The organism is Candidatus Anoxymicrobium japonicum, from assembly GCA_002843005.1.
Classification (GTDB): Bacteria; Actinomycetota; Geothermincolia; order Fen-727; family Anoxymicrobiaceae; genus Anoxymicrobium; species Anoxymicrobium japonicum.
In genome coordinates this window covers 1-24,591 of the sequence record PHEX01000004.1, presented here as the reverse complement: position 1 = coordinate 24,591, position 24,591 = coordinate 1, and the positions used below count along the sequence as shown (strand labels likewise).

The following is a 24,591-nucleotide window of genomic DNA, read 5'->3' as shown; positions in this document are numbered from 1 at the left end:
AAAAACTACCCGCCGTCAGGTGTTTGCTCGGCGAGAGAAACGCCTTCTGGATCGAGCACGACCGGCTCTTCGACGGCATCTACCGTAAGTTCTTTCTTGACATCTCCCGGGAATCCGGGCGTTATCGCAGGCCCGCTTATGTCATCCGGCGAGGCGCTATATGCCGGCACGGCCCCTCCAACTCTAACCGGAGCTCTCTCGCACTTCTCGCGGGCGATATCAGCCTGCTGTGCGATCTCATCGGCCAGACGCGCGTCGCGCGCGCCCATGCCATCGATAACACCATCCGCCACTACCCTGCAAAGCAGGCCAATCGCGCGGATAGCGTCGTCGTTGCCTGGAATGACCAGATCAACCTCTTCGGGATCGCAGTTGGTGTCAACAAGTCCGACTATCGGTATCCCGAGTTTGCGGCCCTCGGCGACCGCGATTCTCTCCTTGTGCGGATCGATAACGAAGATCATGGAGGGTAACGCGTGCATGTTCCGGATCCCCTCGAGGTTGCGGCGTAGCTTGTCTATCTGGCGACGTATCTGGAGCGCCTCTTTCTTGGGAATTAGCTCGAGCTCGCCATCGCGATCACGACGCTCCAACTCGTCCATGTGCATGATTCGCGAGTGGATTGTCGAGAAGTTCGTGAGCGTGCCACCGAGCCAGCGCTGGGTAACAAAAGGCATTGCACACCGTGTCGCGTGTTCCTCAACCGCCTCCTGCGCCTGCTTCTTGGTTCCCACGAAGAGCACGTTGCCGCCATCCGCGACAGCGTTCCGTATAGCGTTATAGGCCGTCCCTGTCATGACAAGTGTCTTCTGCAAGTCAATGACATAGATGTCGTTCCGCTCGGTGAAGATGTATTGCTTCATCTTGGGATTCCACCGGCGACGCTGGTGCCCGAAGTGAACTCCCGCTTCAAGGAGCTCCTTCATCGTGACTACAGGCTGAGTCATTCTCTACCTCCAATTTGATTTTTCCTCCCCCGCATTCATTCCCCACCGCTAACCCGAAGGCACCCACGGCGAAGTCGTGCGAGGTGTGTATTTTTACCTGCTACAGCAGGCAAATCCTGATAAGTGTATCAGAGAGGGGCAGGTCTGGATAGTTGCATTTAGGGTCAGGTCTCAATAGTTGCATTTTCGGACCTGACCCTACGCGTAATCGATGCCCAGCGCATTGCCGAGCCTGGCGCGCAGGCGAAGAATCGCCTTTGTGTGTATCTGACAGACACGCGATTCCGTGACGGACAGGACCTCTCCGATTTCTCTCATCGTCAGACCCTCGAAGTAGTAAAGGCTCACAACCGTGCGCTCCCTCTCCGGCAGATGATTGATCGCCGACGCGATCATGTCCTTTATCTCCTCGACCTCAAAGGTCTTGGACGGATCCTTCACCTTTACGTCCTCAATAGTTTCAGCGAAACTGATCCTGTCTGGACGATCGCCCGTAACCGTCCAGAGCTCATCGAGCGCTACGATCGAGATGGGAGTAAGATTGCCCAGAAGATTCAGGTATTCGTCGAGTTCGATACAAAGTTCCCCTGCGACTTCCTCGTCGGTCGGTTCGCGCCGCAGTTTGCTCTCGAGCGACACATACGCTTTCTCAATCTCACGCGCCTTGAGACGCACCGAGCGCGGCACCCAATCATCCGCGCGGAGTTCGTCGATTATGGCGCCTTTGATCCGCGCTATAGCATAGGTCTCGAATTTGATGCCACGCCCCAGGTCATACTTCTCAATAGCATCCAACAACCCGAATACGCCGTAAGACACCAGATCGCTAAACTCTATTGAAGACGGGAGGCCGGAGAAGACACGGCCCGCGACATACTTGACCAACGGTGAATAATGAAGTATCAACCGCTCGCGAGCGTCGGCTGAGTGAAGATCTTTGTACTCGACCCAAAGTTGTGCCGTCTCTTCCTCGGCCTTGTCCACGCTCGCTGATTTGCGAGCCGAACTCCTGGGTTTCGCGGCGCCGGTTGGTCGTGCCATGCTACAGGCGCCTGTCATGCGCGCGGGTGACTCTTCTCATATGCTTTCCTGATCTCCGCTTTTGTCAGGTGCGTGTAAATCTGCGTGGTAGCAACGTTTCTGTGCCCGAGCAACTCCTGGACAGAGCGCAGATCGGCCCCATGGGACAACAAATGCGTAGCGAACGTATGCCTGAACGTGTGCGGGCTCACACTCTCTCCCGCGGCCAGGCCCGTTACCTCGCGATGTACGATCCTTCTCACCTGGCGCTGGTCGATAGGCGCTCCTCGCTTGCCCAGGAACACGGCTTCCCCACCGTACCCCGACCTCGCAACAAGCTCTCCACGCTCTTCTGTTATGTAGATCAACAGGGCGCGCATCGCCGGTTCGCCCGCCAGGGCGACTCTCTCCTTGTCGCCCTTGCCCACAACACGTATCATACCAGCATCGAGATTGATGTCCGAGAGCTTCAAGCCGCAGAGTTCACCTACCCTGATTCCAGTCGCGTAGAGCACTTCGATTATCGCGCGATCCCGGCGAGTAAGTTCGGTGTCGCAAGCGGGAGCATCGAAGAGCGCCTCTGTCTCTGCCTCCGTCAGATAATGTGGAAGCCGATGACCTTTGACCTGGAACGACAGCGTTGTCGCGGGATCAGAGGCAAGCGCGCCGGACTCCGCCAAAAAATGAAAGAAAGCCCTGGCACACGCGCACCTCCGCGCGACGGTCGATCGCGCGTAACCCCTGGACTGCTGGTTGGCCAGAAAACTCCGCAGCAATCTGTGATTGACAGTGGACAGATCAGAAACGCCCGCGCGATCGAGAAACTCCTCGAGGCGCGCAAGATCCTTCCTGTATGCGGCAATTGTGTTAGGTGACAGGTTTCTGCCCGTCTTGAGCTGCTCAAGAAAAGCTTCAATATTTTTACGTACATCACTTTGCTGATCATGTTCGATAGCTATCATCTCGCCTCAGTAATTTGCATCATTGAGATATATACCATGATCCGCGGATATCTCCTTGAAATGACAGAAGCCAGCACACAAACGGGTTCACTGTTTGTTGCTAGATTATATTATATAGCAGTTGTTTATAACGTTGTCAATTATTGTTGTTTGGGTTGTGGGCGCCTGTCTGCCAAACGGCAAAAAGGCATAATGGGGTCAAACCAAAATATGCGTTTTGTAACAGATAAATGATGAAAGCGCCCGCAAAAACGCATATTTTGGTTTGACCCCATTATGCCTTTTGGTTTGACCCCATTATGCCCTGGGGCGGCATTTCTGATAAGAGGCGCCGGCCGAGCGCGTCACGAGTCCCTTTACCTCCAGCGAACTGAGCGTCACCATCGCGAGCCGTACCGTAAACGCCGCCTTTCGGGCAAGATCTTCGATGTCGCACGGTCCACCGTCAAGCGCTTCGAGCAATTTCCTCTCGTCGCGGGAAAGACTTTCACCGCGATTCTCTACGCTAAACGCCTCCGGCGGCGGGTTTGTGATCATTCCCATTTCAGCAAGGACATCCTCAGGGCACGTGACCAGCGCGGCACCCGCGCGAATGAGAGCGTGCGTCCCCGAGCTGTTAGGAGACAGCACCTGCCCAGGCACCGCAAGCACTTCCCTGTTCTCGGATAGCGCGAAGTCGGCTGTGATAAGAGCGCCGCTTTTCTGTGACGCCTCGACGATCACGACCGCTCGCGCAAGGCCCGCGATGACACGGTTTCGCGCGGGAAACTGGTACGGCCTTGGCTGCGTGCCCGGAACGTACTCCGAGAGAAGGCATCCTTTTTCGACCACTCTCTTGAAAAGCCCGGCGTTGCTCCGTGGATAAACGACATCTACCCCGCAACCAAGAACCGCGCACGTGTGGCCGCCGGCCTCAAGAGCTCCAACGTGCGCCTCGGAATCGATGCCGTAGGCGCCGCCGCTGACAATTGACAGACCCTGATCGGATAATCCTCGAGCAAGCCAGCGCGCCACCTCGAGCCCGTATGGCGTGGCCTTTCGCGAACCGACAATAGCAACGCAAACCCGGTCGCCGGGGAGCTCGCCCCGGCAAAAAAGCGCGTAAGGAGGATCGTGTATCTGGGCAAGCCGAGCGGGATAACCCGGTTCACCCCTTGCCACAATATCGATACCGGAACTCGCCAGGCGATCGACAATCTTCGCGGGTTCAACGCGCAAAGCCTCGCCTCGCCAGTCGCCCATCGTCGGATCACCGCCATCATAAGCGCCGTTTCTCAGAGCCTCCCATGCGCTCGCCGGCGTTCCAAAAAGCGCGAGCATCTTGCCCACGCGCTGTGTCGTAGCGTCCGGCAGGGACAGTAACGCTATCAATTCAGCCTTCTCCCGCGCCAGCCATGGATTTGGATCCCTAACGCGGGAATCGTCTGCAATCTCGTTCACGGTTACTTTCCTTCTTAGTGCACAGCCGCTCCGGTAAAACGGGCGTCTCTCTCGAGGCAACGATACTGCACGGCCTCGGCAAGGTGTTCCACTTCAACCCGCTCGCTTCGCGCCAGATCCGCGACTGTACGCGCCACTTTGAGCACCCGGTGATATGAGCGCGCGGACAGGCCAAGCCGCTCAACCGCAACGCCAAGAAAACGTTCGCCTTCGCTCGTCGCACGGCAGTGCGCGTCCAGCATCGAATTGGTCATGGCGGAGTTGAAATATACTCCCGAGCCGGCGTAGCGCGCTTCCTGCATTTTTCGCGCCGCAACTACGCGCTCGCGAACGGCCGCCGACGGCTCTCCTCCTTCTCTTTGCATCAGTTGCGCCCGGGTCAAGCGCGGTACCTCGATCTGTATGTCGATGCGATCAAGAAGAGGTCCGGATATCCGCGAACGGTAACGAACAATATCCCCGACAGAGCAAGCGCACTCGTGTTGCGGATCGCCGAGGTATCCGCATGGACACGGGTTCATCGAGGCGATAAGGCTGAAGCGCGCGGGATATGCGACCGCAATCATCGAGCGAACGATGGTGACACACCTGTCTTCTAGCGGAACGCGCAACGACTCGAGGGCGTTACGCGGATAAAGAGTAAGCTCATCCAGATACAACACGCCACAGTGGGCAAGTGATACTTCGCCAGGCTTCGGCAGAGGAACGCCTCCACCCGTCAGACCAACCGCGCTTATAGAGCTGTGGGGGGCGCGGAAAGGCCTTGCCCCCGCAAGCGATCCACCGGGAGAAACCATGCCGGCGACGCCGCGAATACGCGTCACCTCGAGAGCTTCCTCGAGCGTCAGTGGCGGCAGGATGCCGGGGAGCCGTCTTGCCAGCATAGTTTTCCCCGAGCCGGGAGGCCCAATCATCAGCAGGTTGTGACCTCCGGCCGCGGCTACCTCGAGCGCCCGGCGGGCCGGCGCCTGACCGCGCACGTCGGCAAGGTCGGCAACCGTATCCGCGTTCTCAATGAGCATGTCCTCGGGATTAACGCGGACCGGATCGGCGCGCGCGCCTTCGAGAAAAGACACAGCCTGCCGAAGGTTCTCAACGCCATAGACATCGAGCCCATCGACCAAAGCCGCCTCGTGCGTGTTCCCTTCAGGCACAATCAGAAAATCAGCGCCACATTCCCTGGCGCCTATAGCAATCGAGAGAGCGCCCTTCACCTCGCGCACACGGCCATCCAGCGAGAGTTCACCTACCGCGATGAAGTTCGAGCTCGTCCGCGCCAGACTCAACTGGCCCATCGCCCGAAGTATGCCAAGCGCGATCGGGAGGTCGAACGACGGCCCTTCCTTCTTGACGTCCGCCGGGGCGAGATTTATGTGAACCCTGGTTTTCGGCCACTCAAACTGGGAGTTCTTGACAGCCGACTTTACCCTGATGCGCGATTCCTTCAAAGCGGCGTCTGGAAGGCCGACTATCTCCAGGCCGGGTAATCCACTGGTGATATCAACCTCTATCTGGATACGGTGGGACTCCATTCCAACGAGTGTTGAGCCGAAAAGCTTGGCGAACAAGAAACCTCCACGGATTGAAGCATTACAAGCTCATTATAAGCATTACAAGCAAAGAAAGCAAACGGGACGGGCGTGGCCGTCTATCGCAACCTGTAAACGTAGTCGATGTCATCTCGATTGGCATCGAACACTTTCCACGGCTGGAGGCCGTGATGCTTCAATGACCACGCAAACACCTTTTGAAGAGTGACCGGGTTGAACAGGTTCGCGTGGACGATAACGTACTCGATGCCAAGCGCCTTGAGGTAAGCGACGGATTCTTTCGACGGGAACCCGGCCAGCGCTTTGACCGATTCATAGTACGAGTCCGGGATGAACCCGCTGTATCCGTTCAACAACTTCTTCCAGTGCAGAGTGGAGTAATAGACCCGCCACGGTTCGCGGGCAAGCCACGTTTCCTCGTACTGCAGGCCGTCCTTGAACGTCCGGGGAACGTAGTCCGCGAGCGGAAGCTCCGCTGTCGGCGCGTCGCCCGGCTGCTGCTTCAACCAGGCGTAGACTGGAGGAAACTCGTTCTTGAGAGGTATCGTGTACATCGGCAGGCTCACGGACATCAAGTCAAGAAAGAGCAATCCAACGATTGCCAGAGCCGCCAGCGCTCCAAGGGCAGGAGACCTCCTGCGCCCCAGCCACGATAAGAAGAACCGCACGGCAAATGCCGACAGAACAGCCAGTGACAGTAAAATCAGGATAATGAAGCGCGGCGGTACCCGGATCACCTTGAAACCGGGGAAAAAGTAATAAAAAAGATCATAGGGCATTGGAATGTCCGCGGTGTGACCAAAGAAATAAAGCCTGCTCCCCAGGCACAGTACTACCGCCAACGCCGCCAACGCAATGTAAAAACGCGCGTAAAACCGCTCGCGAGCGCGCCCTTTCGCAAAGAGAACACACGCTCCGGCAATGCCAAGGACAAGCGGCAGCAACCCAGGAAAGAGCGAGCGCTCTGTCGGGCCGCCCCGTTTCACGGTGCTTTCCCGCAAACCCGCGGTGAGCTTGCCCCAGACCATGTTCTCTTCAGACGCTATCGCGAAATCACGCACGTCCGCTGAAAAGATATCGACCTCTTCGATAGTTCGGACGAAGCGGGGGTTTTTTGACTGCACCTCTAGATAAGGACGCGCGAACGGCGCGATAACGCAACCGGCCAGCGCAAAGGCGATCAGCAAAATCAATGTCCAGCGGAGAGTAAAACCTTTCCTGTTCAACATGAGCCTGACCAGCAGGAAAAGCATGATAGCGACCGACAGCATAATCCCGTAATACCACGTAGCCAGCGTCTGCAACACAAAAAAGAGCGCGGCCATGGCGGCGTCTTTCCATTTTCCTTCTTCGCTGTACTTGTGAAGAAAAAGAAGGCATAGCGGTATCCACCCGGCCGTCGAGAGCTGGAGGTGCCCCATGTGCGCCATTCTGGGAGCGGCAAACGCGAAAACGACACCGGCGACAAACGCCCCGATGCGGTTGCCCGTCAGGTGTTTGGCGAGCAGGTACGCCCCAAGAGCGCAGAGAAACAGGTTGAATATCAACATGAGGTTGGCGGTCTCAACTGGATTGCCAGTCAGCAGCATCAGCGGCGCGCCGATAAACGCTGTTGTGAACTGGTAATCCGAGTAGGACAGCGTATGCGGATTAGGAAAATAAATATTGGAGTTGAAGAGGTTAAACGGGTTGCTGGTGAGCGTTTTCACGTCCCACGCGAGCGTCCACGCCTCAAAGGTCGGATCGTATGGATCCTTGTACGTAGCGTGGTTGCCCTTGCTGATCATCGGCCTGGTAAACACACACGACAGAACAAGAAACACGATTATGATTGCAAGGCCCATAGCCCTACTCTGATTGATGATCTTTGGGTCAGGCACCGTCTACCTCTCCGTCTACCGCTGCGCGGTAGACGCGGCGGGGTCAGGCACCGTCTACCGCTGCGCGGTAGACGTTGCCAGACCCCTGGGTTGTTTCGTGTATAAGTTAGAATGCGTCCGGGATATGTTTTATATCGGTGACCGCGCCTGATCGGTCGAGCATGACCGCGATTACATCAAAGCGTATTTCGCCGTGCTCCGGGATCCCCGACAGGTACTCGCTCGCCAGCATCCGCAGGCGGTGCGCCTTGCCGCGCGTTACGGCTTCCTCCGGTTCTCCGAACGTGGTATTCGTTCGCGCTTTCACTTCGGCAATGACAGTGAGCCCCGCGCGTCTCGCTATGATGTCGATCTCGCCCGCGCGCACACGCCAGTTGCGCTCCACGATCTCGAAACTGTTTTTCTCGAGAAACGCGCACGCGGCATCCTCTCCCAGCCGCCCGATAGCCTTTCCGTCAAAGCTCAACCTGGTTCTCCCACAACGGCATTTCAACGGCGGCGTCCGCGACGCCCGAGAAAGAGAGCCTGTGTATCTCGCAGGGGCCGTGCGCGACAAGGGCCTCCATGTGCTCCCGTGAGCCGTATCCTTTGTTATGCTCAAAGTTGTAACGCGGGAAGCGACGGTGCATGGAACGCATTACCCTGTCCCTCTCCACCTTCGCCACAATGCTCGCCGCGGCAACTGAGTGGAATCTACTGTCGGCGTGGGGTATTCCATAGGTCGGAAACGGCAAGCCCGATGGAGAGTAGTGATCGCAGATGCCACAATCGCAGGCGGGTTCGATTCCCGCAAGCGCATCCGCCAGAGCTTTCAGGTTGGCGGTCTGCAGCCCCCAGCTGTCTATCAAGCACGAGTCCGTAAAAATCACCGATACGCTTGTCGCGGCTTCCAGTATTTCGAGATAAAGCTCTTCACGCCGCCCTGGCGCTAAAGCCTTCGAATCGTTTACACCCTCGACCTCTACCCCTGGCTCGAACATGACCGCGGCGGCCGCCAGCGGACCAGCCAGCGCTCCGCGCCCCGCCTCGTCCGCCCCCGCTATCAGATTCACCGCATCTTCGCGGAACAGATCCTCGTTCGCCACAATGTCGTTCTTCCCGCCAATCGTCAGCCCGGCGCGGAACCATCCTGTCCTTGAGGCTTGCCAAAGCGGTTCGGGGGCCACCATCTGAGAAACACTCTCCCTATGACGTTACGGTACGGAATCGGTCCGAAGGAACGGCTGTCTCGCGAGTTGGGGCGGTTGTCCCCGAAACCGTAAAACATCCCCTTCGGCGTCTTTACAGGCCCAAAATTACAGTTGTTTTTCACTGCATACGGTTCGTTCACGCGCTTCTGGTTTATATAAAGCTGACCGTCCTTCAATTGAATAGTTTCGCCTTCAGTCGCTACTACCCTCTTCACATAAGGCGTCACGCCCTCGTGTGTCAAGTGGAGAGTCTCTCCGATTTCCTCAAAAGGCCAGTAAAGCGGGTTGCTGGTATTCATTGAGTTTTGACCGGAAGGCGGGTATCGCCAGACGACTACATCGCCTCTGCGGGGCTTTCTGAAGCAGTAGGTCGCCCTGTCCACCATAACCCTGTCGCCTACCTGCAATGTCGGACTCATGGATAACGACGGAATGATAAAAGCCTTCAAAAAAAATGATTGGACGCCAACGGCGACAACAGCTGCCATCACGAGAATAATCATCGACTCCCGGATAGCCAGCCAGAGCGATCCTTTCTTGCGAAAAGGTTCGCCGACTTTTTCCGCGGGATGATTATCTTTCACAAAACCGTTGTTGCCTTCGCCGGCCATCTATCGAGCCATCGCCATGTCAGTTCTTGATTTTTTTATTCTTGACGCGCGCGGCCTTGCCGACCTTGTCCCTGATGTAGTAGAGCTTCGCCCGCCTGACATCGCCCTCCTGGACTATCTGAATGTCTTTGATTATCGGCGAATGAACCGGGAACGTGCGCTCGACGCCAACCCCGAAGGAGATCTTCCGCACAGTGAAAGTCTCACGAGCGCCCGCGCCCTGACGCTTGATGACAAGCCCCTGGAACGCCTGTGTGCGCGTACGCACCGTGCGCTTCTCTCCAACACCGCTGGATTCCTTGATCTCTATTTTCACCTTTACCGTATCGCCAGGCTGGAACTCGACAATGTCCTCTCGAAGCTGGCTTCTCTCGATTGTCTCTATCTCATTCATCTTCTTCTCCAAATCATCGTACGCAAGAACTCGATAAACTATAGCAGAAGAGCCGGTTAGCTATCAGATATCACTCCAGCAAGTCAGGCCGACGCTCGCGAGTACGCGCGAGTCCCTGCTCCTGCCGCCACTTGCCAATACGGCCGTGGTCGCCACTTACAAGAATGTCTGGCACCTTCCAACCGTGGAACTCCGCGGGTCGCGTGTACTGCGGACACTCGAGGCGACCACGGGAAAAAGATTCCTCCTTCAGGCTTTCCTCGTTGCCGAGAACGCCCGGCAGAAGCCTCGCCACCGCTTCAAGAATGGTCGCGGTCGCTATCTCTCCTCCAGAAAGCACAAAATCTCCAAGAGAAATCTCAGAGCCGGCGATATGCTCTCTTACGCGCTCGTCCACACCTTCGTATCTGCCGCAGATAAAAACCAGAGTCTCTTCTTGAGCAAGCGCGCGGGCGCGTCCCTGGTCGAAACGCTCGCCCTGTGGAGTAAGCAAGATGACAGGAAAGCGGTCGCGCAAGCTTTCCGCGTCGGCGCCAAAAACACATCGCATGGCATGCGCAACCACGTCCACGCGTAGCACCATCCCGGGTCCGCCGCCAAACGGACAGTCGTCTACCTTGTGATGCGGGTCGGGAGAAAGCGCGCGCAGGTCATGAACGCGAACCTCGAGCGCCCCCGCGTCAACGGCCTTTTTAAGGATTCCGGCGGCCATTGGCGAGAGGAGCATCTCCGGCAGCACGCAAAACACGTGCGCGCAAACAGTCAAGGCGCCATTCCGTTCGGCAGGTTCACTGTGATAACTCTCTTTTCCATGTCAACGCCCCTGATAAACTCTGACACGAGCGGCACTCCAAACTCCGTGCCATCAGCGGCGGTCACCATCAGCAGATCCTGCGCGGCGCGGCACACCACCTCGAGGACCTCGCCATGTTCGCTGCCATCCTCCTCGACCAGCTTCATGCCTTTGAGGTCGTGTGCCCAGTACTCTCCCTCCGCCAGTGGGGCCGCATTGCTCGCCGGCGCCAATAAATACAGATCGCGAAGATTCAGAGCGGCTTCACGGTCTGTCACCCCGAAAAAAAATACGCGCATGCCTTTGCCGTAAGGCGCCGCTGACTCGACGGTTACTTCACGGAACTCCTGATTCCCGACCTCGACGAGCAATTTGCTTCCGGGCGCAAAGCGCTCGGGCCAATCCGACAGAACCTCTACGACAAGAGCCCCACGAATCCCGTGAGGCTTCACTATCTTTCCAACCGCCAGGAGATCATCGCCGCCCGGCGCGACATCGTTTTTGTTCAATCCAATTTCAATCCAATATCTCTACCATTACGTTCTTTCCCTGCCTGGCCGCAGCCGCTTTGACCAGCATTCGCACCGCCTGCGCGATCCTGCCCTGCTTGCCGATGACTTTTCCCATATCGTCAGGATGCACCTTGAGCTGCAGTATGACGGACTTCTCTCCTTCTATCACTTCGACATGGACGTCATCAGGATTATCAACCAACGCCCTGGCAAGGTATTCAAGGAGATCTTTCACTGTCGAGCCTCCATCTATTAACGCGCACGGGATACCGCTACTCTTTTTTGGAACTCTGAAACTGCTCCCACACGTCCTTGATCTTCATTAGATTCTGCACCTGTCGCGATGGCTGCGCGCCCTGCCCGAGCCAGTAAAGCGACCGCTCGCCATTGAGCTCTATTGTCGATGGTTCAGTCATGGGATCATAAAAGCCGAGGTTCTCGATGAACCGGCCGTCCCGCGGCGCGCGCGAGTCCGCGACCACGATTCGATAGGACGGTTGCTTCTTCTTTCCCACTCTCCTCAATCTTATTCTAACCAATACTCCTCCTTTGATTTTATTATTTTAGCAACTGTTGGCTAGAAAGGAAACAGCCGCTTGAGAGCGCCCATATTCGCTCCCTTGCCCGAAAACGTTTTCAGCATCTTCTGCATCTGCGCGAACTGCCTGGTGAGCTGGTTCACATCTTGCGTAGACGTGCCGCTGCCGGCCGCGACGCGACGCTTGCGGCTTCCGTTGAGCATGTTGGGATGGGCGCGCTCCTCATTGGTCATCGAGTGAATGATGGCCTCGATCTTTTTCAGATGGTTGTCGTCCACATTGATCCCTTGCGCGCGGGAGAGCCCGCTCATTCCAGGAACCATCTCGAGAACCTTGGAGAGGCCTCCCATCTTTTTAAGCTGCTGCATCTGATCCAGAAAGTCGTTGAAGTCAAACTTCTGCTTGCGCAGCTTCTCCTCCATCTTGCGCGCCTTCTCCTCGGTCATCAACCCCTCGGCCTTCTCAACCAGAGTGACAACGTCTCCCATGCCCAGGATGCGTGAAGCGACTCTGTCCGGGTGGAAAACCTCGATATCGTTCATCTTCTCGCCGGTGGACGCGAACTTGATTGGCCTGCCGGTCACGGACTTCATCGAGAGCGCCGCTCCACCGCGGGCGTCGCCGTCCATCTTGGTGACAAGGATGCCCTCGAAGCCTATTTTCTCGAGAAAAGCGTTCGCGACGTTTACCGCGTCCTGACCGGTCATCGCGTCGACCACCAGCATGGTCTCGCTCGGCGACACTGAATCTTTGATATCCGCGAGCTCCTGCATCATCTCTTCGTCGATGTGCAGGCGGCCGGCGGTGTCGAGTATCAGTACGTCGTTGCCCGCCCGCGCCGCTTCACGGACAGCCTCCTCGGTGATCTCGAGGGCGCTCTTGTGCTTGAAGTACGCGACCGGAACGCCTATTTGCGACCCAAGAGCCTGAAGCTGCTCGACCGCCGCCGGACGGTAAACGTCAGCCGCCACCAGCATCGGGTTCCTGCCCTGATTGCGCAACAACACCGCCAGCTTTGCCGCGGCTGTAGTCTTGCCGCTTCCCTGGAGCCCGACGAGCATGATGATCGATGGCGGGTGGGGCGCGAACTCGAGCTCCCGCTTTTTGCCGCCGAGGATTTCCGTCATCTCGTCGTAAACTATTTTCACCACCTGCTGCGCGGGGGTGATACTCTTTACGACCTCTTCTCCGATAGCGCGCTCTCGCACACGATCGACAAACAGCTTTACTACTTTGAAGTTGACGTCGGCTTCCAGCAACACGAGGCGTATCTCGCGCATCGCCACGTCCACATCTTTCTCGGACAGCTTCCCGCGAGAGCGCAGTTTCGCAAACACATCCTGCAACCGGTCGCCCAAACTCTCAAACATCGTTTCTCCTCTAAAAAAACGCAGATCAGATCAGGGGTCAGGCACCGTCTACCTTTCCGTCTACCGCAACCACGCAACCAGGGGTCAGGCACCGTCTACCGCTGCGCGGTAGACGTTGCCAGACCCCTCTACGCAGTAAAGGTAGACGGAGAGGTAGACGGTGCCTGACCCCGTTATGCGTTTTTCACTTGTTGATGAGAGCTATGCTTTGCCGAGGATACGGAACACTTTGGTTCCGCACTTCGCGCAGGTGCCCTTCATTGCCTTCATCTTGTTCTTCATTACGACTTCATCGGGATTTTTTATCTCTCTTTTCTCTTTGCACTTCACACAGTAACCCTCAGCCATCGTTCCTCCTTTTCCAGTCATTGACCGTACATACTAAACTTTGGACGCTTGCGGAATTATACCTTTGTGACTGATTATACTCTCCTGTACCAATCGACAAGGCGCGCCACGTGTGGATATACACAGCGGGCCGCCGTGAGGCCGCCGGCTATCTTTCTCGACCTCTCAGGCACTCGAGGGGTAGCGGCCTTGATCGCCTCAAACCATTCGCGCGGATCAGGCCTCGAGATGATCCCCTCGAGACTGAAGATGCTGATGTCCCGGACACCGGCGGCCAGCGCGGCTTCAAGACCGACCGCGAGATCAACCGGTGAATCAAATGTCGGCTCATCCTCCAGGACGCCCACCCCGGTCACGCCAAGCGATATTCCAGCGCGGCCACCGTATTTAGAGCGCAGCATTCCGCAGTTTTCATAGACGAGCCAGTTGGCGTCGCGTCGGGTTATCGTTCCACCGGACATCGCCGCGATCATGCTCACATACACTGTCGGGCTGATCACGTCCCAACTGATACCCGCCACCGGTGTCTCGACCATGTCCTGGATCAATTCCACGTCCCACTCGAGCTCGAGGCCCACCCATGGGAGCACAGCCGCGAGCGTTCTGATCCCGCGATCCTGAATCTCGTCGTTGAGCTCACTCAGGCGCCCCCTGGCCTTATAGTAGCGCTCGCGATCCAGGTTATCCCACACTTGAGAAAGCGCAACTCTCAGTTTCTTCACAGGGCTCGTAGCCGACATTATCTTTTGGACCTGCAGGAGAGACATCTCCAGATCCACTGCTACCATGTCGGGCAGGATGCCGTTCCGCTCGGCCCACTCGAGCTGGTTCCGCACCAGCTCTGCGTACGTGGAAATGTTGCGCTCGCACGGCCAGTAACCGCGCTCTTTTTCCATCAGCGGCCAGAAAGCGAACTCGATCCCGGCTTCCTTGAGCTTCTTGAAGGCGTTCGCGTTCTTGCGCGTAAGCGAAGCGGGATGCATTGCGACCGCCACAGAAGCCGAGAATTCAGTCAAGAATGGGAGCGCCTTCTCTACGATTTCGCCGGGGGTAAGCAACTCTTCCCAGAACCTCAAGTCAAAATGCATAGTACCGTTCCTTTCTCTCTTGCAAGGCTAAAACAGCGCGCGGGCGTACTCATCCGAGTCAAATGGCCGCAAGTCCGAAAGCCCCTCACCGCATCCGATGTAAGACACGGGTATCCCAAGCTCTCGTCCGATCGCCAGCACCACGCCGCCTTTCGCGCTACCATCCATCTTGGTCAGCGCGATCGAGCCAATTTCAAACGCCTCACTGAAGATGCGGGCCTGAGTTACGGCGTTCTGGCCGGTAGTGGCGTCTATGACCAGAATGCTCTCAGGAGCGCCCTCTATCTGCCGGTCGGCGACCCTCCACATCTTTGCCAGCTCATCCATCAAGTTCTTTCTGGTATGCAGCCTGCCCGCCGTGTCCACAATTACGAAATCGATGCCGCGCGCGCGCGCCGACTCGATAGCGTCAAAAACCACCGCGCCGGGATCGCCGCCGGTTTTGTGACGGACAACCGGCGCCCCGACCCTGTGCGCCCACATCTCCATCTGTTCGTCGCCAGCCGCTCTGAACGTGTCAGCCGCGGCGTAGATGACCTTGTGTCCTCGTTCCTTGAGCAGATATCCGATTTTTGCCGAAGTGGTAGTCTTGCCGACGCCGTTTATGCCAACTATAAAAATTACGTGTGGACGCGCCAGGCCAAACTCTGGGGAAGCGCCAAACGAGCGAATTGTCTCGGCGACCTCCTCCCTGAAAGCATCCTTCAAGCCTTCGAGGTCTCTTATTCCCGCGGAGAATATCCTGTCCTTCGCGCCCTTGACGATCTCCGCGGCGCACGCGACTCCCGTGTCGGCGGCTATCAACGCCTCCTCGGTTTCGCGCCAGAATTCACTATCGATCGCCTTGCGCGTCGCGGCCCTCACAAAAGGCTTTGAGAGAAATCTTCGCGAGCGAAACATGCCGCGGCGGTACTTCTGCTTCTCTTCATCCTGCCCTTCGACCGGCGTCTCGAGCTCTTCTTCCTCGCCGACACCGTCAAGTTCAAAAGAGATATCTTCTTTCGGCTCTGAAAGATCTTCTGTCGAAACCGCCCGGCGCGCGTCGAAGGAAGAAGATTCACGGGCCGCCATCGTCGCGGCGCCGTCCTCAGGCGCGGAAGGCGCGCGTCTCGGGCCAGGCCTGCGCTCTCCCGGCGCCTTCAACCTCTTTTTACCTTTTGCCATCAGGAAGCCGCCTTTTGTTCCACTTTCTGGGAGATGACCCTTGACATCCCGTCGTCCTGCATGGACACGCCGTAAAGAATGTCGGCGATCTCCATGGAACGTTTCTGGTGCGTAATGAGCACGAGCTGAGACTCGCCCTTGAATTCACGCGCCAGATTCAGAAACTTGTGCAGGTTCACATCATCGAGCGCCGCCTCGACCTCGTCCAGAAAATAAAACGGGCTCGGCCTCACCTTGAAGAGCGCGAAAAAAAACGCGAGCGCCGCCATGGACGTCTCCCCACCCGACAGCAGTGATAATCTTCGCAACCGCTTGCCCTCCGGCTGCGCCATGATTTCTACTCCAGTGCCCAAAAGGTCGTCGGGGTCCGTCAGGCGAAGTTCCGCGTCGCCGTTCGGAAAAAGCGTGATGAAGATTTCCTTGAAGTGATGGTTGATGGCGTCAAGCGTATCACTGAACTTCTGCTCTATCTCCCGATCCACCTGATGAACAACGCGTTTCAACTGCGCGCGGGCCTGCTCGATATCATCTATCTGTGTCTTGAATAAATCACTGCGCTGCTCGAGCGTCTCGCGCTCTATTATCGCCTTGGGATTTATCGGCCCTATCGCCTCGAGTTGCCGCGTCAGTTCCTCTATTCTGGCCTCGAGCTCACCCATCGGCGCCTCATCAGGATAATGCTTGAGCGCAAATTCAAGTGGAACTTTGTGGTCGTCCACAATGCGATCCACCAGTTGCTCAACTCTGACCTTCATCTCGGCGTTCGATAGTTCCTCGGCGTGCATCCGATCACGCAGAGACTCGCGTTCCGCCTGAAGGCCGTCAATCGCCCCGCGCAAAGCGCGCGCGCTATTCATAGCTTCCTTTTCCTTCAAAACGCCTTCGTCGAGCCCGCGCTTCGCGCGTTCTCTGGCCGCCTCGAGCAGCATGACAAGCCGATCGCGCAACGCGACAATGTTGGCAAGATCATCTTCGTCAATCGCATGGAGGACGCAGCCCTGTTTCCTCGAGCGCAAGGAGCGCTCCTTGACGCGGCCTGTCTCCAACCGCCTGTCGAGCGTGGCAATCTCCGAAACGGCGGCGCGCGCCTCCCTGGTGAGCGCGCTGTGAGCGCTCTCACATTTTTGAAGCTCGGCCGTGGCCAGGCGTTCCTCATCAATCAACGTCCCGGCTTGAGACTCAAGTTGCGCTTGATCAACCTGCGACCTGCCCTTTGCCGCCGCCGGCGTTTTGTGACATCCTTCCACGTCCGCCTTCAACGCCTCGATACGCGCGGTAAGCGAAGTGTTCCTCAAGCCTTTTTCTTTGAGCGCGTCTCTTGCGGTTGAGAAAGCGCTCCCGGCATCCAAAAGCTCGGCTTTCGCGCGGCTTGTTTCATCGGTGAAATATTTCCGCCGCAACTCGAGAGCGTTGATATTCTCGCTCAAATCCTCGAGAGAATCCTCGAGCTGTCGCCGTCTGCCCGCTGTCATATCAATTACGGCTGGGTTCACCGTCGGGCTGCCGCCCTTTATCATTCCCCCTGGCGCAATGACATCCCCGGCGGGAGAAAGAAATGTCTGTTGCGGATAACGCCCGGCAAGCTTGACGGCGGATTTCAGGTCATCCGCCAGATACACTCCGTCCAGCAGGGCATCCAGAGCATCGCCAAACCTATCAGGCGCTTCGACCGCGTCCCTCGCGCGCGCGGCGCCCTCAACATGCGGGCTCGAGCGCTCATGTGACGGTTCTTCGCCACCGCGCCTGAAAAACAGGCCCTGCCCGAGACCTTTTTTCTTGAGATGCTCTATCGCGACGACGATAGCGTTCGTGTCGCAGGCGACTATTCCAAAAAGCCATGGGCCAAGGTATCCGACGATCGCGCTCTCGTGTGAGGGATCTATCTTCAAATCGGGGGCAAGCATTCCTTCAAGGCGCCCGCCGGTCGGGTCACTATCGATCAACGCCGCCGACACGCTCGCCGGTCCACACGTCTCGGTTTCAAACCGCGTAAGAATACTCAGTGTGGCGACAAGGCCGGCCTGTTGCCGCTCGGCCTCTCGCAACTGATCCATCACCCCGGCGCTCCCGGCGTCAAGGGACTCGAGACTCGAAGAGAGCTCATCCAACCTCGAGTGAGCAAGTGATTCCCGCTCTCGAAGAATGGCAAACTCGCTTTCCGCCGTGGCGCGCTCGCCGGTGAGCCGCGCGAGTTCGGCCTTCTTCTCGGCAAACGCTTTCTCCGCAAGATCGGCCTGTTCGCGCTCGCTCTCTCGAAGCACCTCGAGCCGCGCCTCGATGGTAGCCCTCCGCCTGGCAAGATCGTTCAGGTGGCTGTTGATTTTCAAAACGCTTGACTCAAGCTCCGTCTCGCGTTTCCTCAACTCCTCGAGCTTCTCGAGGATCGCGGCGCGCGATCGATCAAGCGCCAGATTCTCGGCGGTGAGTTGCTCGAGCGCCGCCGGCGGCACCGCGTCCTCCTCCTTCAACCGCCTGAACTTCTCGTCGGCAAGCGACAGCATGACCTTCAACTGCTCGTGGAGCGACACGAGCCTGTACAGCCCGCCGCGCAAACTTCCCTCTCGCGTTTGCCACTCCGACTGCGCCTTCTCGAGCATCGAGGCTTCAGCCGCTTTTTCACGGAGCGTCTTTTCAATCTCCCCCAGCCGCCGTGAGCACTCCTCCCGCTTATCCTGGCGCCCCTGGTGCTCCACGCGCATCGCGCGAAGACGCGCAACGTCTAACCTCAACTTCGTCTCGTTCATCTCTCCAACCACTGTCGTGTACTGCTCGAGCCTGCCCGCCTGACGTTGCAGCGGGCGCAACGCGCGCCGTACCTCGCGGGCCACGTCGTTTATTCTGAGAAACTCCTCATCCATGCGGGCGAGTCTTCGCATCGCCTTCTCACGCCTCTTGCGATATTTGAGCAGCCCCCCAGCTTCTTCGATATAATTCCGCCGCTCCGCGGGAAGGCACGACAGAACTTCGTCAAGCTGTCCCTGACTGATGACCGCGTTGACACTTCGTCCAACTCCCGCGTCCGACAGGAGTTCCTGAATGTCGAGAAGCCTGCACGGGCTGTTGTTCAAGCGATACTCGCTGTCACCGCCGCGAACGACATTGCGAGATATGACCACCTCCGAATAATCCAGCGGAAAATCATTATTGGAGTTATCGAGCGTCAGCGAGACCTCCGCCATGTTGACAGGCTTGAGGCTCATTGAGCCGGCGAAAATGACGTCCTCCATGCGATTGCCGCGAAGCGACGTGGGACTCTGCTCGCCCAGCACCCACATGACAGCGTCGGCGATATTGCTCTTACCTACCCCGTTCGGGCCAACGATTACAGTCATGCCAGGCTCGAACTCGAGCACGGTTTTTCTGGCGAAGGACTTGAAGCCTTTGATAGTCAGCGATCTGAGAAACAATCTAACCCCTTCTTGATTCCTTCCCACGCGATAGCTCCGGCCCCCACAATGCCGGCGTCGCCACCGAGAGTCGAGAGAACTATGGTCGTGTTCTCGACAAGAACGGTTATGCCGTGCTCGGCAATGACCAGGTCGAGCTCGTCTAACAGCAGGTGGCCCGACCGCGCGACCCCACCACCCAGAACCACCATCTCCGGATTGAACACGTGAATGAGATTGACGATGCCAAGGCCAAGATAATACGCAACGCGCTTGAACGCCTCCAGCGCCTTTGGGTCTCCCTTTTCCGCGGCTGCGGAGACCATCTCGCCGGTAATAAGAGACGTGTCGCCACCGCACATATCCAGCAGAAGCGAATTGTCCGAACCTGATGACAGTTCCGCCGCTTCCCGCTCGAGCGCGGTTCCCGACGCGAGAATCTCCAGGCACCCACGGCGGCCGCAACCACAAACCGGCCCGTTCGGGTCGATCACCATATGGCCCAGCTCGGCCGCGGTTCCTCTATGCCCCCTGTAGATATTTCCATCTATATATACGCCTCCACCAACACCGGTGCCCAGGGTAAGATAGACAAAATCGTCCACGCTTCTGCACGCCCCCGTGAAATGCTCACCAGCCGCGGCGGCATTAGCGTCGTTTTCCAGGAACGACGGCAGGCCCGTCGCTTCGCGTGATATCTTCTTGAGCGGCGCCATGGACCAGGCGATGTTCGGCGATTCCAGCAGGACGCCTTTCTCGTGCAAAATATAGCCCGCCGCCGCGATGCCGACCGCGGCGGCTTCAAAACCCTCACCGCGCGCCGCGTGAACGCACGATTTGATGAGATCCATGAGTTTCGCGACCATTCGCTCGCCATCGCGCACAGGTGATGGCGTTTCCTGCCTGAGGATTACACAACCGGTCGCATCGACGGCGCCAACCGCTATCTTGGTGCCACCCGCGTCCGCGCCGATGACGCAACGCAAAAAGGGGTCAGACTCTTTTTTGCGTTTTTTCACCATGGATAAACCGTCCTTCTCGTGTTTCAGCGCAGTCTACCTTTTCTAGTGCTTCCCGCCGGAGGACCAGCCGAGTTTTATAATCGCGACCCGCGCCGCGCCCTGTTCCGCTTCTTTCTTGCTGGCGCCGGCCACCGGGCCGAACTTCCTGTCTCCCACTTGAACCGTCGCATAAAAAGTCTTGAAGTGGTCCGGCCCCTTTTCCTTCATCCCGTACCTGGGCATCAGCCCCATGCGCTTGACGGAAAACACCTGCAAATCGCTCTTGAAATCACTTGAGCCCCACTCCACGATATCGCGAAGAATAGGGGTCAGGCATGAAATCACCATGCCGCACGACACGTCGAAGCCACCGTCCAAGTAGAGAGCCCCAACCACCGCCTCAAAGGTGTCCGCGAGTATAGATTGCCTCTTTCTGCCACCACTCGACTCTTCTCCCTTTCCAATCAAAATATAGTCGCCGAGCCCAAGCCGTTCCGCGGCCTCGGCAAGCGCCGCGGCGCGCACCACCGCGGAACGGATCTTTGTCAGTTCACCCTCGGGATAATCCAGAAAATCCTCAAAGAGAACGCGCGTGATGGCAAGCTCGATAACCGAGTCGCCCAGGAACTCGAGCCTCTCGTTGGACTCGATAGAAGGCCTTCCATTTTCGTTGACGTACGACCTGTGGCTGAGCGATTGCGCAAGGAGAGAGCGGTCGGTGAAAGTGTATCCGATAAGATCCTCAACTGCTTTTAACACGTGTTCGATCTCGGTCAAAGAGAAAAGCCTTTCAATAACTTTTATGCGCCGATGAGCGCTGATCTGAGGTTATCCGCGCGCCTCGATCCCGATTTGCTCGAGCATCAGGTCGAGATCAAGCCCCTCCCTGATGAAACCACGCATCCGCTCTATCTTTTCCAGGTTGTGAACTTTCTGACGTCCGATCACCGCATCGACCATCTCAACGGTGGTCGCGGTGTCATAATCAACCAGAATTACAGGCACGCCAATCTCCTCGGCGTGATTCAGAACACGCGAGTCAGGCATATGTCCCCCGGTCAAGACCAGCGATTTAGTTGGTGTTTCCAGCGCGGCAAGCTGGATGTCGGAGCGATCCCCACCCGTCACGACCACCTTGTTCGCTTGCTTTCGAAACAGCCGCAACGCCTGCTCCTGACCCATCGCCCCTACCATCATCGACTCGATAAGCTCGTCGCCCTTGTCCCTCGCGGATACTATTTTGCCATCAAGCCCATCGGCGAGGTCATTGACCGTTATCGACCGAAGCGCGTTATCCACCGGGATAGAGCCAAACATATTGACGCCATTGCTTTTCATGTACCGGCCAAACCGATTCCGGGTAAACTCCATGCGCCGAGGCGGCACCCAGTTGAGCACAACCCCAAGAAACAACTTACCAAAAAAATCGCTCGCGGAGAGAACTCTGTCAACGGTCAACTCCTCGTCAAACGTGTCGAGCAACAGCACTTTCGCCTGAAGAGCGCCAGCCACCTCGAGCGCCGAAAGATTGAGCATCCTGCCGTGCAGAAAGTTCCGCGCTCCCTCCAGGAACATGAGATCTTTGCCTTTAGACAACTTATTGTAAGATGCCTCGACCCTCACAAGTGGATTCTCGGGCTTCTTGCGCATGTACCTGACTAGCGTGTCACGGTTTAGGAAGTAAGGGGAGATATCTGATAACGAGTCGGAGAGGCCGAGCACTCCCCGCGCGAAATAAGCGTCCTCATCCACCTTCTCGTTTTCAACCTTGATCGGGAAGGCGCCGACCGGCTTCATATAGCCGACCTTGAAGCCCCTGTCGCGAAACTCGAGCGCGAGTCCCACTACCACGCTGCTCTTGCCGCTATAATTTTGCGAGGAGACCACTATTATCGCAGGCAAACGCGTTGCCCTCCAGAATTCATCTTAAACGCGGCCGGGCACGCGGAATTATCAAGCGGGGATGCGAAAAATGGCTTGCTCATGCGTGCGGTCATTCAACCTCGAAGATCTGACGACCGTCGTAATAGCCACACTCTCTGCAAACCCGGTGAGGCAACTTGGCTTGATGACACTGCGGGCACCTGCCGGGCACGGCGACCTTGAGCGCGTGATGCGACCTGCGGGAATCTCTATTCGACTTTGACGTTTTTCGTTTGGGAACAGCCATCTTTCATCAATCCTTCGGTCAACTGAAACACTTCACAAAGAGTACTTGAGAGCAAGAAGCCCGTCAAGGCAAAGGCAGGCAAAGCCAAAGCCAGGGGTCAGGCACCGTCTACCGCTCCGTCTACCTTTCCGTCTACCGCTACGCGGTAGACGTGGGCAATCATTAGTCGTTGCACGTCGCACATGAAGAACTGGAGCAACTTCCGCAACTGCTTCCACTGCTGGGAGTGAACTTCTCGCCGGACTTGACTCCAAAAACGCTGAATAGCTTGTCCAGCTTGCCTTTTCCGCACTTCGGACAAGTTACCTTCTCCCGCGAGCGAACAAGCTTCTCAAATTTAGTCCCGCACTCCTTGCACCGGTACTCATATATCGGCATGCCAACCTCGTATATCATCCGTGTTTCGTGAACTTTTCACGCGGGAAGTATATCAGGATGCAACTGGGATCAGGTCTGAATAGTTGCATTTTCTGACTGTCGACACAGCAACTGTAAAGCAAAATGCAACTATTCAGACCGGATCCCCGAAGTTTAATCCGCGAAGCCGCCAATTGTGTCTGTACCCGCGCCTTTTGCGTTCCAGTACATGGCGCGCTCGACCATGATCTTCTTATCCGGGGTCTTTGAGGTGACTTTGATGGCGGCCCTGCCCTGTACACCCGAGTGCTCGGCCATGTTGAACGTCTTGCGTGATCTCGCGGGAATTGTCTCTGTCTTTGTGACGTTGCCCGCGCCAGTCGGGGTGAGATAGGAGATCTCCACCGAGACGGAAGTGTCGTTCGGATTCTGCACGAGCGTCCACGTCTCTCTTCCTTCTGAGGTCTGCCCATCCGGGAGGCAGAAGGTGGTGTGAGGGGATGACATCCCTATAGAGTCGTGGCACGCCTCTCCTGTTCCGTTGTTCCAGTATATGGCGCGCTCGGCGATTATAGACTGTGATCCGTGCACGTGAGTCGAGACGTCCGTGTTGTGGGAGAGCTGGTCGTTTACCTTTACGGTTTTTCTGGAGTTGGCGGGCATTGTGAACGATGGACCCTCAACCTCGCCGGCGGACGTCTGGTAGGCGAGAGAAACGTCAGTTGGATCGTCATGCGGGTTCTGCACGAGCACGTACGTTATGTAGTTCACGTTATAGCCTGTCGCGCCTTCCGCTAGGTAGTAGTCAGTTGCGGGTGTTGTTGTCCCTATGGATTCGTGGCCCTCGCGTCGGTTGTTGCGGTACATCGCCCTCTCGGGGATTACCGGCTGGTTACTTACCACCTTGATAGAGGCGTCTTTCTGCCCAATATCCGTTTCCATGTTGAAGGTGGCGCGGGAGGAGGCAGGAACGTTGTGTGTGATCGTCTTTGGCCCTTCTCCCTCTATCATGTAGGTGACGGTCGCCGTTGCGTCCGTGGTGTTGGGATTCTGTATGAGAAGCCAGCACTCGAACCCCCACTTAGAGGAGCCTTCAGGCAGGTACCACGTCTTTGCCGGCGCTGTCACTCCAACTGAAGAGTGGCCCTCCGGGGAGGCGGCGCCCTTTCCAGTCCAGGTCATGGTGCGATCCACGGCTATTGGTTTTTCTTCCGTGTACTCCACCTTTGTGGAGAAGTCCGTTGCTCCCCCCATAACCGATATCAGATGATCGTTTGTGAGAGTGGTCTGTGAGTTAGGTAGAAGAGATACAGTCTCTGTCTTGTTCGCTTTTCCTGTCGGCATGTAGGTGACAAGAGCCGTGACCGCGCTCGCATTCGGGTTCTGGATGGTAATGTAGGTGGAGAACCCCCAGTCGGTAGTGCCTTCTGCGAGGTACCAGGCGAGGGTTGCGACCTCGCTCATTACGGTGAACGCGTTGGCTTTGCTCCCGCTTTTGCCGTCGGGGTTGGTGACCATGACCGTGTAGGTGCCGACCTGCGTGCCGTTCAGGTTGAATCTGCAGGTAATCATGGTCGATGAAACCACGTTCACGTTCGTTGCGATGATGTCGGGCTGTCCGGCCCTCTTGAGCCGGACAATGGCACCGCTTTTGAAGTTGGTCCCAGCGAGGTTGGTGATGGAAACCGTCTCGTTATTGAAGCTGGCGTTGCATGTGATGGATGTCACAGTGGGAGCGGGGGAAATCGGGAGAACCGTGAACGTCTCGGGGTCGCTGGCCCCTCCCGTCGTTGTGACAACGACATCTGTCTTACCGGAAATTCCCGCGGGCACCTCTACTACTATCTCGGTGTCGGTCCAGGAAACCAC

The 24,591-nt window shown here is 57.1% G+C and carries 24 protein-coding genes; all 24 read right to left on the bottom strand.

Annotation, left to right across the window (positions count from 1 at the left end):
• Nucleotides 1-5: 5 nt before the first annotated feature.
• Nucleotides 6-947, bottom strand: a complete 942-nt coding sequence (gene rpsB / locus CVT63_00690) for a 30S ribosomal protein S2 (GenBank protein PKQ28821.1) — start codon at nucleotides 945-947, stop codon at nucleotides 6-8.
• 198 nt (nucleotides 948-1,145) lie between these two features.
• Nucleotides 1,146-1,988, bottom strand: a complete 843-nt coding sequence (locus CVT63_00685) for an RNA polymerase sigma factor WhiG (GenBank protein PKQ28820.1) — start codon at nucleotides 1,986-1,988, stop codon at nucleotides 1,146-1,148.
• Between the two features lie 14 nt (nucleotides 1,989-2,002).
• Nucleotides 2,003-2,929: a tyrosine recombinase gene (locus tag CVT63_00680; GenBank protein ID PKQ28819.1), complete on the bottom strand. Its 927-nt coding sequence runs from the start codon at nucleotides 2,927-2,929 to the stop codon at nucleotides 2,003-2,005.
• 297 nt (nucleotides 2,930-3,226) lie between these two features.
• Nucleotides 3,227-4,369 carry a DNA-protecting protein DprA gene (gene dprA, locus CVT63_00675; GenBank protein PKQ28818.1) on the bottom strand — a complete coding sequence of 381 codons (1,143 nt, stop codon included), beginning with the start codon at nucleotides 4,367-4,369 and terminating at the stop codon, nucleotides 3,227-3,229.
• A gap of 14 nt (nucleotides 4,370-4,383) precedes the next feature.
• A complete protein-coding gene (locus CVT63_00670; protein PKQ28817.1) occupies nucleotides 4,384-5,937 on the bottom strand; it encodes a hypothetical protein in 1,554 nt (517 codons plus the stop codon).
• An 80-nt stretch (nucleotides 5,938-6,017) separates the two neighbouring features.
• Nucleotides 6,018-7,799: a hypothetical protein gene (locus CVT63_00665; GenBank protein ID PKQ28816.1), complete on the bottom strand. Its 1,782-nt coding sequence runs from the start codon at nucleotides 7,797-7,799 to the stop codon at nucleotides 6,018-6,020.
• A 106-nt stretch (nucleotides 7,800-7,905) separates the two neighbouring features.
• The gene (locus tag CVT63_00660) at nucleotides 7,906-8,265 is read right to left on the bottom strand and encodes a YraN family protein (protein ID PKQ28815.1); all 360 of its coding nucleotides are present in this window, start codon (nucleotides 8,263-8,265) and stop codon (nucleotides 7,906-7,908) included.
• The gene (locus tag CVT63_00655) at nucleotides 8,255-8,968 is read right to left on the bottom strand and encodes a ribonuclease HII (protein PKQ28814.1); all 714 of its coding nucleotides are present in this window, start codon (nucleotides 8,966-8,968) and stop codon (nucleotides 8,255-8,257) included. Before CVT63_00655 ends, CVT63_00660 begins: the two co-directional genes overlap by 11 nt.
• On the bottom strand, nucleotides 8,908-9,600 hold the full coding sequence (gene lepB, locus CVT63_00650) for a signal peptidase I (protein ID PKQ28813.1): 693 nt from the start codon (nucleotides 9,598-9,600) through the stop codon (nucleotides 8,908-8,910). The genes CVT63_00655 and lepB overlap by 61 nt, the downstream gene beginning before the upstream one ends.
• A gap of 19 nt (nucleotides 9,601-9,619) precedes the next feature.
• Complete coding sequence (locus CVT63_00645) at nucleotides 9,620-9,994, bottom strand: 50S ribosomal protein L19 (protein ID PKQ28857.1); 375 nt, start codon at nucleotides 9,992-9,994, stop codon at nucleotides 9,620-9,622.
• A gap of 70 nt (nucleotides 9,995-10,064) precedes the next feature.
• Entirely contained in the window at nucleotides 10,065-10,721 is a 657-nt protein-coding gene (locus tag CVT63_00640) for a tRNA (guanosine(37)-N1)-methyltransferase TrmD (GenBank protein PKQ28856.1), read from the bottom strand.
• A 35-nt stretch (nucleotides 10,722-10,756) separates the two neighbouring features.
• On the bottom strand, nucleotides 10,757-11,308 hold the full coding sequence (gene rimM, locus CVT63_00635) for a 16S rRNA processing protein RimM (protein PKQ28812.1): 552 nt from the start codon (nucleotides 11,306-11,308) through the stop codon (nucleotides 10,757-10,759).
• Nucleotides 11,304-11,534 (bottom strand): RNA-binding protein, encoded by a 231-nt coding sequence (locus tag CVT63_00630; GenBank protein ID PKQ28811.1) that lies wholly within the window; start codon nucleotides 11,532-11,534, stop codon nucleotides 11,304-11,306. Before CVT63_00630 ends, rimM begins: the two co-directional genes overlap by 5 nt.
• 37 nt (nucleotides 11,535-11,571) lie before the next feature.
• Nucleotides 11,572-11,838 (bottom strand): 30S ribosomal protein S16, encoded by a 267-nt coding sequence (locus CVT63_00625; protein ID PKQ28810.1) that lies wholly within the window; start codon nucleotides 11,836-11,838, stop codon nucleotides 11,572-11,574.
• A 38-nt stretch (nucleotides 11,839-11,876) separates the two neighbouring features.
• Nucleotides 11,877-13,208: a signal recognition particle protein gene (locus CVT63_00620; protein ID PKQ28809.1), complete on the bottom strand. Its 1,332-nt coding sequence runs from the start codon at nucleotides 13,206-13,208 to the stop codon at nucleotides 11,877-11,879.
• Nucleotides 13,209-13,630: 422 nt separating this feature from the next.
• The gene (locus CVT63_00615; protein ID PKQ28808.1) at nucleotides 13,631-14,644 is read right to left on the bottom strand and encodes a hypothetical protein; all 1,014 of its coding nucleotides are present in this window, start codon (nucleotides 14,642-14,644) and stop codon (nucleotides 13,631-13,633) included.
• A gap of 27 nt (nucleotides 14,645-14,671) precedes the next feature.
• Nucleotides 14,672-15,808, bottom strand: a complete 1,137-nt coding sequence (locus CVT63_00610; GenBank protein PKQ28807.1) for a signal recognition particle-docking protein FtsY — start codon at nucleotides 15,806-15,808, stop codon at nucleotides 14,672-14,674.
• A complete protein-coding gene (smc, locus tag CVT63_00605; protein ID PKQ28806.1) occupies nucleotides 15,808-19,242 on the bottom strand; it encodes a chromosome segregation protein SMC in 3,435 nt (1,144 codons plus the stop codon). Before smc ends, CVT63_00610 begins: the two co-directional genes overlap by 1 nt.
• Nucleotides 19,197-20,216 carry a glucokinase gene (locus CVT63_00600; protein ID PKQ28805.1) on the bottom strand — a complete coding sequence of 340 codons (1,020 nt, stop codon included), beginning with the start codon at nucleotides 20,214-20,216 and terminating at the stop codon, nucleotides 19,197-19,199. The genes smc and CVT63_00600 overlap by 46 nt, the downstream gene beginning before the upstream one ends.
• A 42-nt stretch (nucleotides 20,217-20,258) precedes the next feature.
• Entirely contained in the window at nucleotides 20,259-20,972 is a 714-nt protein-coding gene (gene rnc, locus CVT63_00595; GenBank protein PKQ28804.1) for a ribonuclease III, read from the bottom strand.
• A 51-nt stretch (nucleotides 20,973-21,023) separates the two neighbouring features.
• A complete protein-coding gene (locus tag CVT63_00590) occupies nucleotides 21,024-22,097 on the bottom strand; it encodes a hypothetical protein (GenBank protein ID PKQ28803.1) in 1,074 nt (357 codons plus the stop codon).
• Nucleotides 22,098-22,188: 91 nt separating this feature from the next.
• Nucleotides 22,189-22,365, bottom strand: coding sequence for a 50S ribosomal protein L32 (locus CVT63_00585; GenBank protein PKQ28802.1), 177 nt, complete (start codon nucleotides 22,363-22,365; stop codon nucleotides 22,189-22,191).
• A gap of 162 nt (nucleotides 22,366-22,527) precedes the next feature.
• A complete protein-coding gene (locus tag CVT63_00580; GenBank protein ID PKQ28855.1) occupies nucleotides 22,528-22,743 on the bottom strand; it encodes an FmdB family transcriptional regulator in 216 nt (71 codons plus the stop codon).
• 153 nt (nucleotides 22,744-22,896) lie between these two features.
• Complete coding sequence (locus CVT63_00575; protein PKQ28801.1) at nucleotides 22,897-24,591, bottom strand: hypothetical protein; 1,695 nt, start codon at nucleotides 24,589-24,591, stop codon at nucleotides 22,897-22,899.